The organism is Arthrobacter sp. Marseille-P9274, assembly GCF_946892675.1.
Lineage (GTDB): Bacteria > Actinomycetota > Actinomycetes > Actinomycetales > Micrococcaceae > Crystallibacter.
The window spans coordinates 703,637-718,127 of sequence record NZ_CAMPOV010000001.1; the positions used below are offsets into that span (position 1 = coordinate 703,637).

14 protein-coding genes and 1 pseudogene are annotated in these 14,491 nt (G+C 69.0%); 8 read left to right on the forward strand and 7 right to left on the reverse strand.

What is annotated here, in order from left to right:
* Positions 1–170 precede the first annotated feature (170 nt).
* From OC550_RS03215 to OC550_RS03225, 3 genes are read left to right on the forward strand one after another with little or no spacing between them, the layout of a single operon-like run.
* Positions 171–1,202 (forward strand): putative F420-0 ABC transporter substrate-binding protein, encoded by a 1,032-nt coding sequence (locus OC550_RS03215; protein ID WP_262103864.1) that lies wholly within the window; start codon positions 171–173, stop codon positions 1,200–1,202.
* Positions 1,199–2,284 (forward strand): putative F420-0 ABC transporter permease subunit, encoded by a 1,086-nt coding sequence (locus OC550_RS03220; protein WP_262103865.1) that lies wholly within the window; start codon positions 1,199–1,201, stop codon positions 2,282–2,284. The genes OC550_RS03215 and OC550_RS03220 overlap by 4 nt, the downstream gene beginning before the upstream one ends.
* Complete coding sequence (locus tag OC550_RS03225; RefSeq protein ID WP_262103866.1) at positions 2,281–3,180, forward strand: ABC transporter ATP-binding protein; 900 nt, start codon at positions 2,281–2,283, stop codon at positions 3,178–3,180. Before OC550_RS03220 ends, OC550_RS03225 begins: the two co-directional genes overlap by 4 nt.
* Before the next feature lie 107 nt (positions 3,181–3,287).
* On the opposite strand, the pseudogene cofE reads toward OC550_RS03225, so the two are convergent.
* A pseudogene (cofE, locus tag OC550_RS03230) lies at positions 3,288–4,013 on the reverse strand (coenzyme F420-0:L-glutamate ligase); the annotation flags it as partial.
* The gene (locus OC550_RS03235) at positions 4,010–5,014 is read right to left on the reverse strand and encodes a TIGR03557 family F420-dependent LLM class oxidoreductase (protein ID WP_262103867.1); all 1,005 of its coding nucleotides are present in this window, start codon (positions 5,012–5,014) and stop codon (positions 4,010–4,012) included. The pseudogene cofE and the gene OC550_RS03235, both read right to left, overlap by 4 nt.
* Before the next feature lie 212 nt (positions 5,015–5,226).
* Here OC550_RS03235 and OC550_RS03240 point away from each other — a divergent pair, with 212 nt between their 5' ends.
* The 5 genes from OC550_RS03240 to OC550_RS03260 are packed head-to-tail and all read left to right on the forward strand — an operon-like array spanning position 5,227 to position 10,002.
* Positions 5,227–6,573, forward strand: a complete 1,347-nt coding sequence (locus OC550_RS03240; RefSeq protein WP_262103868.1) for an MFS transporter — start codon at positions 5,227–5,229, stop codon at positions 6,571–6,573.
* A gap of 30 nt (positions 6,574–6,603) precedes the next feature.
* On the forward strand, positions 6,604–7,725 hold the full coding sequence (locus OC550_RS03245; protein ID WP_262103869.1) for a maleylacetate reductase: 1,122 nt from the start codon (positions 6,604–6,606) through the stop codon (positions 7,723–7,725).
* Positions 7,726–7,772: 47 nt separating this feature from the next.
* Positions 7,773–8,687, forward strand: a complete 915-nt coding sequence (locus OC550_RS03250) for an intradiol ring-cleavage dioxygenase (protein WP_262106235.1) — start codon at positions 7,773–7,775, stop codon at positions 8,685–8,687.
* A 39-nt stretch (positions 8,688–8,726) separates the two neighbouring features.
* Positions 8,727–9,125 (forward strand): carboxymuconolactone decarboxylase family protein, encoded by a 399-nt coding sequence (locus OC550_RS03255; protein WP_262103870.1) that lies wholly within the window; start codon positions 8,727–8,729, stop codon positions 9,123–9,125.
* Entirely contained in the window at positions 9,118–10,002 is an 885-nt protein-coding gene (locus OC550_RS03260; RefSeq protein WP_262103871.1) for an NAD(P)-dependent oxidoreductase, read from the forward strand. Before OC550_RS03255 ends, OC550_RS03260 begins: the two co-directional genes overlap by 8 nt.
* Before the next feature lie 182 nt (positions 10,003–10,184).
* Here OC550_RS03260 and OC550_RS03265 read toward each other — a convergent pair whose 3' ends face one another.
* From OC550_RS03265 to OC550_RS03285, 5 genes are read right to left on the reverse strand one after another with little or no spacing between them, the layout of a single operon-like run.
* On the reverse strand, positions 10,185–10,559 hold the full coding sequence (locus OC550_RS03265; RefSeq protein ID WP_262103872.1) for an FmdB family zinc ribbon protein: 375 nt from the start codon (positions 10,557–10,559) through the stop codon (positions 10,185–10,187).
* Positions 10,559–11,386 carry an N-acyl homoserine lactonase family protein gene (locus OC550_RS03270; RefSeq protein ID WP_262103873.1) on the reverse strand — a complete coding sequence of 276 codons (828 nt, stop codon included), beginning with the start codon at positions 11,384–11,386 and terminating at the stop codon, positions 10,559–10,561. Before OC550_RS03270 ends, OC550_RS03265 begins: the two co-directional genes overlap by 1 nt.
* A gap of 9 nt (positions 11,387–11,395) precedes the next feature.
* The gene (locus tag OC550_RS03275) at positions 11,396–12,397 is read right to left on the reverse strand and encodes an alpha/beta fold hydrolase (RefSeq protein ID WP_262103874.1); all 1,002 of its coding nucleotides are present in this window, start codon (positions 12,395–12,397) and stop codon (positions 11,396–11,398) included.
* A gap of 14 nt (positions 12,398–12,411) precedes the next feature.
* Complete coding sequence (locus OC550_RS03280) at positions 12,412–13,608, reverse strand: cytochrome P450 (protein ID WP_262103875.1); 1,197 nt, start codon at positions 13,606–13,608, stop codon at positions 12,412–12,414.
* A 31-nt stretch (positions 13,609–13,639) separates the two neighbouring features.
* A complete protein-coding gene (locus tag OC550_RS03285) occupies positions 13,640–14,491 on the reverse strand; it encodes an SDR family NAD(P)-dependent oxidoreductase (RefSeq protein ID WP_262103876.1) in 852 nt (283 codons plus the stop codon).

Here is a 14,491-nt window from a genome sequence, read left to right on the forward strand (position 1 = left end):
GGATCCTCGCCCGGCTCCGGTTCGCGCGCCTATACTCTGTGCCAGACCCGCCGGTTGCGTATGGCCGGCTCCCGCGGCCTGGACTTAGGCCGCCGGTCTCCGGCCGTTGCCGGTCCCTTTGCAGCGCCGGTTGTTTCGACACCCCTCGCCGGCTGACGAACCGAGGTCCCATGCGCACTCCCGCCGTTTTACTCCGGACGCTACCCGTCCTGGCCGCCGCTTCCCTGCTGCTCAGCGGGTGCGGCGGGCCCGCGCCGGCCGGGACCGCGCCCGGCGCCGCGGCAACCGGTTCCGCAACCGGACCCGACGACGGCGCGGGAGCTCCGGCGTCGGCCTTTCCCTTCACCGTGGACAACTGCGGCACCGAGGTAACAGTCAGCGCCCCGCCCCGGCGCGTGGTCACGATCAAGTCGACCAGCACGGAACTGCTGCTCGCCCTTGGCCTGGGCGATCGGATCGTCGGCACGGCCTTCGCCGACGGCCCCGTCCCCGAGCGGTGGCGGCAGGACCTGCCGGTGATCTCCGAACAGCTCCCGGCGCAGGAGCCGGTGCTGGTCCTGGATCCGGACTTCGTCTACGCCGGCTGGGAATCGAATTTCTCCGCCGACGGCGCCGGCGAGCGCGCGGCGCTGGGCAAGCTGGGGATCAACACCTACGTCTCCCCCGCGGCTTGCCGGGAGCCCGGCTACCAGCCGGATCCGCTGACCTTCGACCAGATCTTCGCGGACATCCGGGAGGTCGGGGCAATTTTCGACGCCGGCGCCCGGGCGGACCGACTCGTCGCCGAACAGCGCAGGCAGCTGGAGGCCGTCGAGCCGGACGGCAAGGGGCTGTCCGCGCTCTGGTACAGCTCCGGGTCCGATACCCCGTATGTGGGCGGCGGCACCGGGGCTCCGCAGCTGGTGATGGAGGCGGCCGGGCTGCGGAACATTGCCGCCGACGTGGACCAGGCCTGGTCGCCACTGTCCTGGGAAGCGGTTGCGGACCGGAACCCGGACGTGATCGTGCTGGTGGATTCCAGCTGGAGCAGCGTCAAGAAGAAGATCGGCGTGCTGGAGCAGCATCCGGTGATCTCGCAGCTGGACGCGGTCAAGGAGGGCCGGTACCTCGTGGTGCCGTTCGCCGCCTCCGAAGCCGGCGTCCGCAGCGTCGAAACCGTCCAGTCGCTGACGGACCAGCTGGCGAAGCTGGACGCACCATGAGCCTTCGCGAGCACAGCGGGCAAAAAATGACGACGGCGGCGCCCGCCTCCGCGGACCTGACGCCGGGGTCGGGCGTGCTGTGGGGCCTGGTCCTGCTGGCCGCGCTGGCGGCCTCGGTGCTGGCCGCCGTCTCGTTCGGGCCGGCCAACCTGTCTCCGCAGCAGGTCCTCGGTTCGATCCTCCAGCATCTGGGACTCCGCCCGGAGTCGCCGGGTGCCGCGGACCTGACGCCGATCCAGGACGCCATCATCTGGGAGCTGCGGCTGCCCCGGTTGCTCACCGCGGCACTGGTCGGTGCCGGCCTGGCCGTCAGCGGCGCGGTCATGCAGGCGCTCACGCGGAATCCGCTGGCCGACCCCTACCTGCTGGGGCTGAGCTCCGGAGCCTCACTCGGCGCCGTCGCGGTCCTCCTGCTGGGTGCCGCCATGCTGCTGCCGGTGGCCGCGTTCGCCGGCGCGATGGCGGCGATGGTGCTCACCCTCGGCCTGGCCTCGGCGCTCGGCGTCATCACCCCGACCCGCACCGTGCTCGCCGGGCTGGCCGTCTCCGCGTTGGCCTCCGCCCTGACCGCCTTCATCATTTTCTTCTCCGCGCAGGGCGATTCCTACCGCGAGGTGCTCAGCTGGATGATGGGCTCGCTGTCCGCCGCCTCGTGGAGCTCGGTGGCCATTGCCGGGACCGCCTTCGTGGCGGCGGGGGTGCCGGTGCTGCTGGCCGGCCGGATCCTCGACGGCTTCGCCTTCGGAGACACCGCGGCGGCGGCCCTCGGCCTCAACGTCAGCGCCATCCGCTGGCTCCTGCTGGGCGGAACCGCGGTGCTCACCGGGGCCATGGTCTCGGTCAGCGGCTCCATCGGCTTCGTCGGCCTGGTCCTGCCGCACGCCGTCCGGCTGCTGACCGGTGCCCGGCACCGCGCCCTGCTTCCGCTCGCGGCCCTGGCCGGGGCCGTCTTCATGGTCTGGGCGGACACGCTCGCGAGGACGCTGTTCGACCCGCGGGAAATCCCCGTCGGCATCATCACCGCGCTGCTCGGCGCCCCCGTCTTCATCGCCATGCTCTGGCACAGGAGGGACGCGGCATGAACCTCCGCGGAGTCGACCTCGAATACCGGGCAGGCGGCACACTGATTCTCGACGGCGTGGACTGCCCGGTCCCGGCCGGCAGCGTCACCGGGCTGCTGGGCCCCAACGGCGCGGGCAAAACGAGCCTGCTGCAGCTGCTGGCCGCCGTCGCCGCGCCGCATGCCGGCACCGTCCTGCTGGACGGCGCCAGCCTCCACGCGCTGCCGCGGAAGGAACGCGCCCGCCGCCTGGCCTTCGTCGAGCAGAGTGCCGCCACCGACCTGCCGCTGACCGTGCTGGACGTGGTGCTGCTGGGCCGGATGCCCTACCGCTCCGTGCTGGCCGGCACCGGCGGCGAGGACCTGCACACCGCCCGACGGAGCCTCGAGGCGGTGGGGCTGAAAGACTTTGCCTGCCGCCGGTACTCCACGTTGTCCGGCGGCGAGCGCCAGCGGGTCCAGCTGGCCAAGGCCCTCGCCCAGGAACCGGAAGTGCTGCTGCTCGACGAACCCACCAACCATCTGGACGTCAACGCCCAGCTGTCCACCATGGAGCTGGTCCGGGACCTGGCGGCCGGCGGCGTGGGCGTGCTGGCCGCCCTGCACGACATCAACCTCGCGGCGGCCTACTGCGACCGGGTCATCGTGCTGCACCAGGGCCGGGTCGCCGCGGCAGGTCCCACCGCCGAGGTCCTGGTGCCCGCCCTGATCCGCCGGGTCTACGGGGTCGAAGCCGTCGTGCTGGACCACCCGCTCACGGGCAGGCCGCTGGTGGCCTTCGGCCCGTTGCCGGAGGCCCCGCCCTCCGCGCCTTCGTTGTCCGATCCTGCGCACGGTGCTTCATCGTCGGATCCCGCGCCTCGGAATGCTTCGGCGGATCCCACGCCGCGCGAGCCTTCCGCGAGTCCGGCCGTGTAGCCCTGCCGGAAGCCTTCCCGCCGGCCGGCATCGAATCCCTCGCGGCGGCCGGCCTCCAGCCCTTCCTGCCGCCCTGCCTCCATCGCCTCGGCCGTGCCCAGGCGGAACATGTCCTGCTCGGCGGACCGGATGAGCGCAGCCGCACCCGCCTCCCCGAGGCTCGCTTCGCCGTCGTTGTTTGGAGGCTTAACCAGCGCGCCCAGCCCGCGCACCACGGCCACCGGGCAGCCGCTGGTCTTGCCCTTGACCAGGTCCGCGGCGGACGCGATCTCGTCGGCGACGGCGGTGACCGTGGCACTCAGCCGGCGGCCCGCGCTGTCCACGGAACCGCGCAGGTCGGCCAGCGGCGCCAGCCCGGCGACGCCGATCGCGGCGTCCGTCTGCCCGTTCCGCCAGGGCCTGCCGAGGGTATCCGTAATAACGACGGCGACGTTCACTCCGCAGCGCCGGTGCAGTTCCGCGCGCAGCCGGCGGGCGGACGCGTCGGGATCAACCGGCAGCAGGAGCACGGTCCCCTCGGGCGTGTTGCTGGCATCCACGCCCGCGGCTGCGGAGACGACGCCCAGCCGGTTCTCCACGATCCGGGTCACGCCGTTGTCATGCGCACGCGTCGCGACCACCCGGACCGTTTCCGCGGTGATCGCGTCCTCCCGGTCCGCCGCCGACAGCAGGCGGCCCTCGGCCTTGGAGAGGATCTTGGACGTCACCGCCAGGATGTCGCCCTCCTGGAGGTCACCGCCCGCGGCCGCCTCGATGACGGCGGCCAGGTCGTCGCCGGCGGTGATCTCGCCGATCCCCTCGACGGCGAAAACAGACAGCGCGCGCGGGCTCATCGCGTCAGCGCCGGGACCACGGTGCCGCCGAAGACCTCGATCCACTCGCGCTGGTTGCGGCCCACGTTGTGCAGGTAGATGCGGTCGAAGCCCAGGTCGGCGAACTTCTGGATGGCGGCACGGTGCACGTCCGGATCTTCGGAGATGACCATCCGGCCCTCGAAGTCTTCCGGGCGCACCAGCTTGGCCATCTGCTCCAGCTCGAAGGGAGAGCGGATGTCCGCCTTGGGGAATTTCATGCCGCCGTTGGGCCACTCCGTCATCGCGTTGGACAGCGCTTCTTCATAGGTCGGGGCCCAGCTCAGGTGCAGCTGCAGCACCTTCGGCATGCCGGAAGGATCCTTACCCGCTTCCCTGGCTCCGGCGTCGAACCGGTCGAAGAGCATCGCGACCTTGTCCAGCGGCGCGCCGACGGTGATCAGCCCGCCGGCGTTCTTGCCCGCGCGCTTGGCGGTCACCGGGCCCGCCGTTGCGACCAGGAGTTCCGGCGGCACCTCCGGCATCGTCCACAGCCTCGTGGACTCCAGCTTGTAGTAGGTGCCGCTGTGCCGGACGTCCTTGCCCGCCAGCGAACCGGCGAAGAGCTTGTTGATGATCTCGATCGCCTCGAACATCCGGTTGATCCGCTCCGGAGGCTCCGGCCAGTACTGCCCCACGATGTGTTCGTTCAGCGCCTCGCCGGACCCCAGCCCCAGCCAGTGCCGGCCCGGATACATGGCCGCGAGCGTGGCCGACGCCTGCGCCACCATCGCCGGGTGCCAGCGGAAACTCGGGCAGGTGACGCCCGGCCCGATGTCGCCCTTGGTTCGCTCCCCCAGGGCCGTGAGCACGTTCCAGACGAAGGCCGATTCGCCCTGCGCGGGCACCCACGGCTGGAAGTGGTCGGCCGCCATGACGCCGGAGAAGCCGTGCTGCTCCGCATGCTCGGACAGCGCCACCGCCTCGCTGGGGTGGAACTGCTCGAGCATGGCCGCGTAGCCGACGGTCAGTGACTTTGCCATGACGGCATACTTCCACCCGGGGGTTGGGGAAACAATAGGCGGGCTTCGGCTCCTGGAACGGCGGCACCAGGAGCGAGGCATAGTTTTTCGCTATGCCTACCCGGTCTGACTTACTTGTAGCGTATGTGTCCGCGCTCCTAGTATCGCAGTGACCTGCCGCACAGTCGTGGCTGGACACCAACGTCAGACAACTGTCTTCAAGGAGGAAGCCCGTGTCGCTCCCGCTCCAGACAAGCGAGGCTCCGCGCAGCGCGCTACGCCGTGTGGCAGGCGCCAGCCTTGCCGGCAACGCCATCGAGTACTACGACTTTTCCATCTATGGACTGGCTGCCGCGCTCGTCTTTCCCCAGCTGTTCTTCCCGGACAATGATCCGTTCATCGCGACCCTCGCCACTTTCGGCACGCTCGCCGTCGGATACATTTCCCGCCCGTTGGGCGCCGTCGTGTTCGGACACTTCGGCGACAGGATCGGCCGCAAACCCATGCTGGTCATCACCTTGCTCCTGATGGGTGTCGCGACGCTGGCGATCGGCATGCTGCCCACCTTCGAGCAGGTGGGGATCTGGGCAGCGGTCATGCTGACCGCCCTGCGGTTCCTGCAGGGCATTGCCTTCGGCGGCGAGTGGGGCGGCGCCATCCTGATGGCCTTCGAGTACGCCCCGGAGAACAGGCGCGGCCTCTTCGCCGCGATCCCGCAGGTCGGCCCGGCTACCGGTGCACTGCTGGGCAATGCGGTGTTCCTGCTGGTTACTCTGCTGCCGCAGGACCAGCTGATGGCCTGGGGCTGGCGCCTGCCCTTCCTGTTCAGCTTCGTCCTCGTCATCGTGGGCATGTTCATCCGGCTCAAGATCGCCGAATCCCCCGAGTTCCAGGCGACCAAGGACCAGGGCCGCGATGTCAAGGTTCCGATCGCCTCGGTCCTGCGCAACAACATGCGGGCGGTGCTCCTGGTGGCCGGCGGCTTCCTCGGCTTCGGCGCCTTCTCCGTGGTGGTCATGACGTATCTGGTGGGCTACAGCCAGAAGGACATGGGCATTCCGGCGTCGACCATGCTGACCTTCACAATGCTCTCCTTCGCCATCCAGATCCCCATGATCCTCTTCTCCGGCCACCTCTCCGACAAGTACGGCCGCCGGGGCCTCATCATCATCGGCTCCGTGGCCGCCATCGTCGCGATCTTCTTCATGTTCTGGGCCGTCTCCACCGCCCAGCCGCTGCTCGTCGGCGTCGCGTACGCGGTCGGCTTCGGCTGGCTGTACACCATCTGCTACGGGCTGCAGCCCGCCCTCTTCGCCGACGCGTTCCCGGCCGAAGTCCGCTTCACCGGCATGTCGCTGGGGTACCAGCTGGCGAACGTCGTCGGCTCCGGTTTCACGCCCATGATCGCCACCTGGCTGCTCCATTCGACGGGGAACCTCTACGCCGTGCCGGTCTTCGTCGCCGCGACCCTGGCCATCTCGATGATCTGCCTGGTCCGCCTGGCCGTGCTCGCCCAGGCGCGCAAATCGCAGGAGGGCTTGTTCGATCCCCGGGAATCCGTTCCTGTCGCTGCCAACTAGCCAGTCCACTGCCTCTTCCGGAAGGAAACCATGAACTTCGAACACATCACCCTCGGCCAGCGAGTGCTCTTCGGCACGGGCAAGGCCGCCGAACACGTCGCCAAGGAGGTGGCCAGGCACGAAGCCCGCCGGGTCATGTGCATCTCCTCGGAATTCGAGCGAAGCCTTGCAGACAAGGCCCTTGCTTCCATCGACGTAGTCCTGTGGCATTCCGACGTGGTCCAGCACGTTCCCGTCGAGACGGCGGAGAAGGCCCGCAAGGCTGCCGCCGACGGCGACATCGACCTCATCGTTTGTGTCGGCGGCGGTTCCACCACCGGCCTGGCCAAGGCCGTTGCCCTGACCAGCGGCATCCCGATCGTTGCGGTTCCCACTACCTACGCAGGGTCCGAGGCGACCAACGTCTGGGGCCTGACGGAGGGGGCAACCAAGACCACCGGCGTCGATGACAAGGTCCTTCCCGCGGCGGTGATTTACGACGCCGAACTCACCGTCGGCCTGCCGGTCGCCCTATCAGTCGCATCGGGTCTGAACGCCCTCGCGCATTGCGTCGATTCGCTGTGGGCGCCGAAGGCCGACCCGATCAACCAGGCTCTCGCGGCCGAAGGCGTCCGCGCCCTGGCCGACGGCCTCCCCCGCATCGCAGGGAATCCCGAAGGCCTGGAGGGGCGCGAGACGGCGCTCTACGGCGCCTACCTCGCCGCCGTGGCCTTCGCCTCGGCAGGTTCGGGTTTGCACCACAAGATCTGCCACGTCCTGGGCGGGACGTTCAACATGCCCCACGCGGAAACCCACGCGACCGTGCTGCCGTACGTGCTCGCATTCAACGGCCCGGCCGCGCCCGACGCCGCTGCCCGGCTCGCCGGTGCCCTACGGTCCGGCATGGGAGCGGCCTCAGCCTCCGGTAGCCGCACCGACGCCGCAGAGGAAGCCGTGGAGCTGCTCAACGAACTGCGGAGCAGGTTGAACGCCCCGGTCTCGCTGCGGGACCACGGCTTCACCGAAGCCGACATCCCCGAGGCTGTGCGCCGCATCGTCAAGGCCGCACCGGCGTCGAACCCTGCTGCCGTGGCCGAGGAAAGCGTCACGGCGCTTCTGCACGCCGCCCTCGAAGGGCAGGTCCCGGCCGTCCGGGCCCTGGCCACGACCTGAACGAAGGAGAGCCGACCGTGAGCAGCACTGCCGAAACAAACCAGCCCATGCCAAGGAAGGTCACCGCCGACCAGTCGGCCGTGGAGGAGCGCCTGGTCGCCAACGTCCTCGCCTCCTTCGACAACGCCCCGGACGCCCGGCTCAAGCAGGTGATGCAGTCGCTGGTGACCCACCTGCATGGCTTCATCCGCGACGTCCGGTTGACCGAGGCGGAGTGGAACCATGCGATCGGGTTCCTCACCGCCGTCGGGCACATCACCGACGACAAGCGCCAGGAATTCATCCTGCTATCCGATGTCCTCGGCGCCTCGATGCAGACCATCGCCGTGAACAACCCGACTTGCACCGGCAGCGCCGTCGCCACCGAGGCGACCGTGTTCGGCCCGTTCTTCGTCGATGACGCGCCCGAGATCCCGAACGGCGGCGACATCGCCGGCGGCGCGCCAGGCCAGCCCTGCTGGATCGAAGGCACGGTCACCGACACGGACGGCAACCCCGTACCGAACGCGAGGATCGAGGTCTGGGAGGCCGACGAGGACGGCTTCTACGACGTGCAGTACTCCGATAACCGGGTCGCCGGCCGGGCCCACCTCTTCGCCGACGAGGAGGGCAAGTACTCGTTCTGGGGCCTGACGCCGACCCCGTACCCGATTCCGCACGACGGCCCGGTCGGGCAGATGCTCGAGGCCACCGGACGGTCGCCGATGCGAGCCTCGCACCTGCACTTCATGGTCACCGCCGAGGGGCTGCGCACCCTGGTCACGCACATCTTCGTCCGCGGCGACGAGCTGCTGAAGTCGGACACGGTCTTCGGCGTCAAGGAGTCGCTGGTCAAGGACTTCGTCCAGCAGCCGGCCGGCACGCCGACTCCGGACGGCCGCGCCTTGGCTTCCGGCTGGACCCGGGCGCGCTTCGACATCGTGCTCGCCCCTGCCGGCACCGAACCGACGCCCGCCGGCTAGCCCGGCAGCCACCCACGTACCGCCCCCGGAAAGGAAATCATGGAAAAGCACCATACCCACGAAGAGACATTTGCCGAAGGACTGGAAATCCGCAAGGAGGTGCTCGGCGCCGCGCACGTGGAGAAGTCGATGGCCAGCGTCAGCGAATTCGCCCGCCCCATCCAGGAACTCGTGACGGAGTACTGCTGGGGCGCTACCTGGTCCCGCCCTGGACTGGAGCGCCGGGACCGCAGCCTGGTCAACCTTGCGATGCTGACCGCCCTGAACCGCGGCCACGAACTCTCCGTGCATGTCAAGGGAGCCATCAACAACGGCGTCACGCCCGAGGAGATCCGGGAGGTGCTCCTGCAGACGGCGATCTATGTCGGTGTTCCGGCCGCTTTGGAGTCCTTCCGGATCGCCGAAGCCACGATCAAGGAAATGAGCGTCAATGTCTGAGGTGGCCAAGCCCCGGATCGGCTTCATCGGCCTGGGCAACATGGGAACCCCGATGTCCGGCCGGCTGGTCGAGGCCGGATTCTCCGTCACCGGCACCGATCTCGCCGAGGAAAACCGTGACCGTCTGGCCCGGGCCGGGGGAACCGCCGTCGAAACCGCGGCCCAGGTCGCCGCGGCATCCGACGTCCTGATCCTGATGCTGCCCAACTCGGCCATCGTCGAGTCTGTCCTGCTGGACGACGGTGTCGCCGCGGCTTTGCCTGCATCCGCCGTGATCGTGGACATGAGTTCTTCGGAGCCGCTGCGCACTCGGGCCCTTGCCGAACGGCTGGCGGCCCAGGGCCTTGCGCAACTGGTGGACGCGCCCGTCTCCGGAGGCGTCGGCGGGGCGGAAAAGGGAACGCTGACCATCATGGCCGGCGGCGAAACGGAGACGATTGAGTCGCTCTCCCCCGTGCTCTCGGTGCTCGGCCGCGTGCGCCATACCGGCGCAGTGGGATCAGGCCACGCGCTGAAGGCCCTGAACAACCTGCTCTCCGCCACCCACCTCCTGGCGACGTCCGAGGCCATGGTCGCCGGGCAGGAATTCGGACTGGACTCGCAAACCATGCTGGAGGTCTTCAATTCCTCCAGCGGACGCAGCGGCTCCACCGAGAACAAGTGGCCGAACTTCGTCCTCACGGGCGGCTACAACTCCGGCTTCGGGCTGGGGCTGATGCTCAAGGACATGAGGATCGCAACCCAGTTGGCAGCGGACATCAAACAGCCGAGCGTGCTCGGCAGCTACGCCGTCGAGCTGTGGTCGAAGGCGGCAGCCGAGCTCGAGCCGACGGCCGACCACACGGAGATCGCCCGCTGGGCGGGGCATAACGGCTAACGACGCGTACCGGGGACAAGCCAACCACAAAGAACTGTCCGGCCAGCTGCGGGAGCTGGCCGGACAGTTCTTTGTTATCCGATGATCGGTCACGCGGGCCTGCTCGACGCACGATCCTGGCCGCCGAGCTGGCGCAGCCGCGCCGGACCCGTCTGCGCGGTCCGGCGCGGCTGTGCTGCCGCCTAGTGGCTTTGGCTGATGACTTGGTGGAGCTTGGGTGGCCCCTTGGCCTCGAACTCACGGGTCTGCCGCTTGGTTTCCGCCTCGTACGTCTCCACGTCCCCGCGGTGGCGTGAGATCAGGCGGCGGCGGGCGGCCGGAGCCACGTGGCACAGCCCGGGAACGTCGGCGTTGTCCCGACATTCGACGCCGCCGGAGGCCGGCGCAACCGCCCGTAGGCTCTCCCCGCGCAGGGCGAGTCCCCTGCTGGTGTACCGCCGTCGGGCTTCACCCGCGCAAGCGGGGCATTCCATGCTGGGCGGGGCCGGTGTGGGCACGAACAGTTCGATGTCAGCCCGGCACTCTGTGCAGCGGTAGTCGAAGAGCAGGCGCGCCATCAGACGATTTCCTGCAGCGCACCGCCGAAGTCTTCCCAGTCCCTCGGGTCGTGGGCAATCCACAGGCTGGCATCTTCCGTGTCGCGCAGGTGCTTCAGCTTCGCGATGGAGGCTCGTCCCTCGTCGAAGTCCCAGTCCGAGGGATCGACTTCGTCCCATTCCACCGCTTCGCGCAGGTGCACCGTGTCGCCGGTCAGGAGGATGTTCTGGGACGGCAGCCGGACCAGTGCGCTCAGTTCCCCCGGTGTGTGGCCGGGCGTGTGGTGGATGGTGATGGCGCCGTCGCCGAACAGATCCTGGCTCGGTGCCTGGACGGTATGCCAGTCGAACGCCTGGACCTCCTCGGTGAAGTCGGTGGGGTTGAAGAGATGCGAGGTGGAGGGACCGTGGCCTGCCTGCCACTGCAGTTCACCGGGGCCGGCGTAGAACTTGGCCTGCGGGAAGAGGTACAGGCCGCCCGCGTGGTCTGCATGGGTATGCGAGAGAACCACATGTGTGACGTCCTCCGGCCGGTACCCGAGCTTGGCCAGCTGCCGGTCGATCCGCTGCTCCGGTTCGCCCACGATCATGTCCCGCTCCGGCCGGCCTTCGCCGTACACGAGTCCCGGATCGTCGCAGACCAGGGGGTTCATGCCGGTGTCGAACAGGACCAGTCCCTGCTCGTGCTCGATCAGGTACGCGGGGAGGGGAATCCGGACGGTTCCCTCGGCACCGACCACCAGATGGGCGGCATCGATGTCCATCTTGGGTGAATCGAGTCCCCACATGCGCAGGTTGGTCGACGGGACCTCCTGCCGGCGGGCGGACAGAGGCGTAGCTTGCGTCATTGCGTGCTCCTAGCTGATGTCGAGACCGGCGAGCCATTGCAGGACCGGCGCAAAAATGTCTTTGGTGTTGCTTTCGAAAATCAATCCGTGCCCGTTGCCTGAGATCCCCAGCTCCTCCAGCCGCAGCTGTGAAGCGACTGCCCCCGCGCTGTTCAAGAAGGCCACCGTCTTGGCGTCGTTGTCCGCCCGGCCGGAGGCTTCCGCGGAGACTACGAGCACCGGCACTCCACCCAGGGGCGGCTCGTGGCTACCGAATGGCGCCTCCAGCGGGACGGCAGTCACGCCGTGCTCCAGCCGCCCGCGAGGCCCGAGGGACTGGTACGGAGGCCCGATGGGTTCGACGGCGACGATGGCGCGGACGTTATGGCGGGCCCGGGCGGCGGCCAGCCAGCCGCCGGCGGCACCGGCGGAATGGGTCACGAGCACCGCCGGGCCGGTGCGCTCCAGCAGGTCGGCGATGCGCCGGGCGTCCAGCTCCTGCCCGAGGGGCGTGTCCGTCAGCATGCCGGACGAGGAGGCGACCAGGGCATCCAGCTCTGCCGAACCGGGTCGACGGCCCCATGCCCAGGCGGGATTGACCGCCGTCATGCTTCCCACCGTCGTACTTTCCGCCGTCGCACTTCCCTCTTCCGGCACGAAAACCGCCGCCGCCCCCGCATAGCCGGGGAACCCCGTGCGCGCCCCCAACCGCTCCGGGTCATACGGCGAGCGCCCGTGCCCGGGCCGGTCCAGCAGGTACGCGGGGAAACCCTGTTCCACGGCTTGCGGCGCCCAGCCGGGGACGTCGTCCGCCACGCCGAGCCAGTCGGTGGACTGCCCGCCGCCGCCGTGGACGAAGACGAACGGGCATTTGTCCGTCCCGGAGGCCGGAGCCTCCCACTGGACCCAGGCAGGGCCCAGTTGCCACGCCCGCCTTCCGGAGTCCTGCAGATCGCCGGGCAGGAAGAACCCGCCGGTCCGCACCGTACGCGCCAAGGCGCTGTGGTGCGGACCGGCAGCGTTTTCAGCCATCGCTGGCATACCCGTCAGACCGCGGGAGTCAGCCGGACGGGCACGTAGTCATGTCCGAAGGCCTGGTAGTTCACAGTCTGGCGCGGCTCGCCGACCAGCTCGATTTTCTCGATGCGTTCGACCATAGCGCGCAACAGGGTGCGGGCCTCCAGCCGGGCCACCTGGTTGCCGGCGCAGGTGTGGATGCCGAAGCCGAAGGACAGGTGCCCGCCCTTCAGGTCCCGGTCGACGCGGAACTCGTTCGGTGCGTCATACTGGCGCGGGTCCCGGCCGGCGCCGAGCCACATGGTGAGGATCTTGGCGCCTTGGGGAATCCGGACGCCGCCCAGGACGGTCTCCTTGGCCGCGTACCGGCCGCCGTACCGGGAAGCCGGGTAAAAACGGATCGCTTCCTCCCAGGCGTTGTCGACGAGGTCCGGGTTGGCGCGCAGTTTCTCCCACTCCCCCGGGTTATCGGCGAAGGCGCGGATCATCGAGGCGATCGATGCGGTGGTGGTATCGAAACCGGCTGCGAAGATGGACTTCAGGATCTGCTGGGCCGTGTGCTCGGAGATCTTGCCCTCGTCCGCCATCGAGTAGAGCTGCCAGCCGATGCCGCCCTCGCGCTGCACTTCGCGGGCCGTGTTGGATTCGACCCATTCCATGGCTTCGGCGCCGCTGGCCAGCTTCCGGGCCTGGAGGTCGCTGGGCGGCCCGAAGACGTTGAAGACGGCGTCCCCGAACTTCAGCAGCAGCTCGCGGCCTTCCTCGGGCAGGCCCAGCACGTCAGGGAAGACCTTGAGCACGTACTTGACCGAGAGGTCGTTGTAGGCGTTGATCTCGGCCGGGCCGTCCGCCAGCATATTGTCGAGCAGCTTCTCGGCCTCGGCCCTGAAGTACTCCGACATCTTGGCCAGGTTGTCCGCGTCGAAGACCTTGAACACGGCGGATTTCGACGCCGTGTGCTCGGGCGGGTCCTCCAGGATCAGGGTGCGCGGGCGGAACGGCGAGGGCGCGTAGAACGGGCGGTCCGTCGAGGAGAACGTCCGCCAGTCACGCAGCGCCTTCTGGATTTCGGCGAAGCGGGTGATGGCGTAGTAGTCGTACTTCTCCATGTAGACGACGGGTGCGATCTCGCGCTGTTCGCCGTCGTACCGGTGGACGTCGTGGAGCGACTCGAGGGTAAAGGCGTCGTAGTCGGAAACCGGCGCCTCGATGATGGTTTCAGTCATGATTGCGTTCCTTCGTGGACAGTTCTAATGATCAGGAGCCGGCTTGACGTGCCGCGGGCGGGATGCCCGTAGTCATCCAGTCGAGCCGCCGCCGGACACCCGCTTGCGCCATCTGGGGATGGGTGAGGACGAAGAAGCTGTTGTCGCGGATCGCGTCGAGGACCTTGTCGGCCACCTCGGCGGGCTCCAGCCCGATCTCCGCGGTCGTCGCGGCCAGGCGCTCCATGACGGCGACGCGGCCGGGCTCGGTCGCGGCGGGCACGTCGGCCGGCCGGTTCCGCTCGGCCTCGACCATGCGGGTCTTGACCGGCCCCGGTGCCAGGAGCGAGACACCGACGTTGCTGCCTCCGGTGCGCAGCTCGATCTCCAGGGACTCGCTCATCCCCAGCACCGCGAACTTCGAGGCGCAGTACGGCGTCATGGTCGCAGTGCCCGAGTTGAAGGCGGCCACGGAAGCGGTGTTGACGATGTGGCCGCCGCCGTTCGCTTCGAGGAGGGGCAGGAACACCCGGCAGCCGTTGAGCACGCCGAAGAAGTTCACGTCCATCACCCAGCGCCAGGCCTCCTCCGGAATGCTCAGGAAGCTGCCGCCGGTTTCCACCCCGGCGTTGTTGCAGACGACGTCGACGCGGCCGAATTTGGCCAGCACCGCGTCGGCCAGCGCCTGCAGGTCCTCGACCCTGCGGACGTCGGTGCGGACCCCAACGACCTCCCCGTGGGCGGAGAGTTCGCCGGTCGCCTTGTCCAGGGCGGACTGCTCGACGTCGGCAATCGCCACGCGCATGCCTTCCTGCAGGAAACGCTGTGCCATGGCGAAGCCGATGCCGCTGGCGCCGCCGGTGACAACGGCCGTCCGTCCGGCGAAGTCGCTGATGCCGGCCAT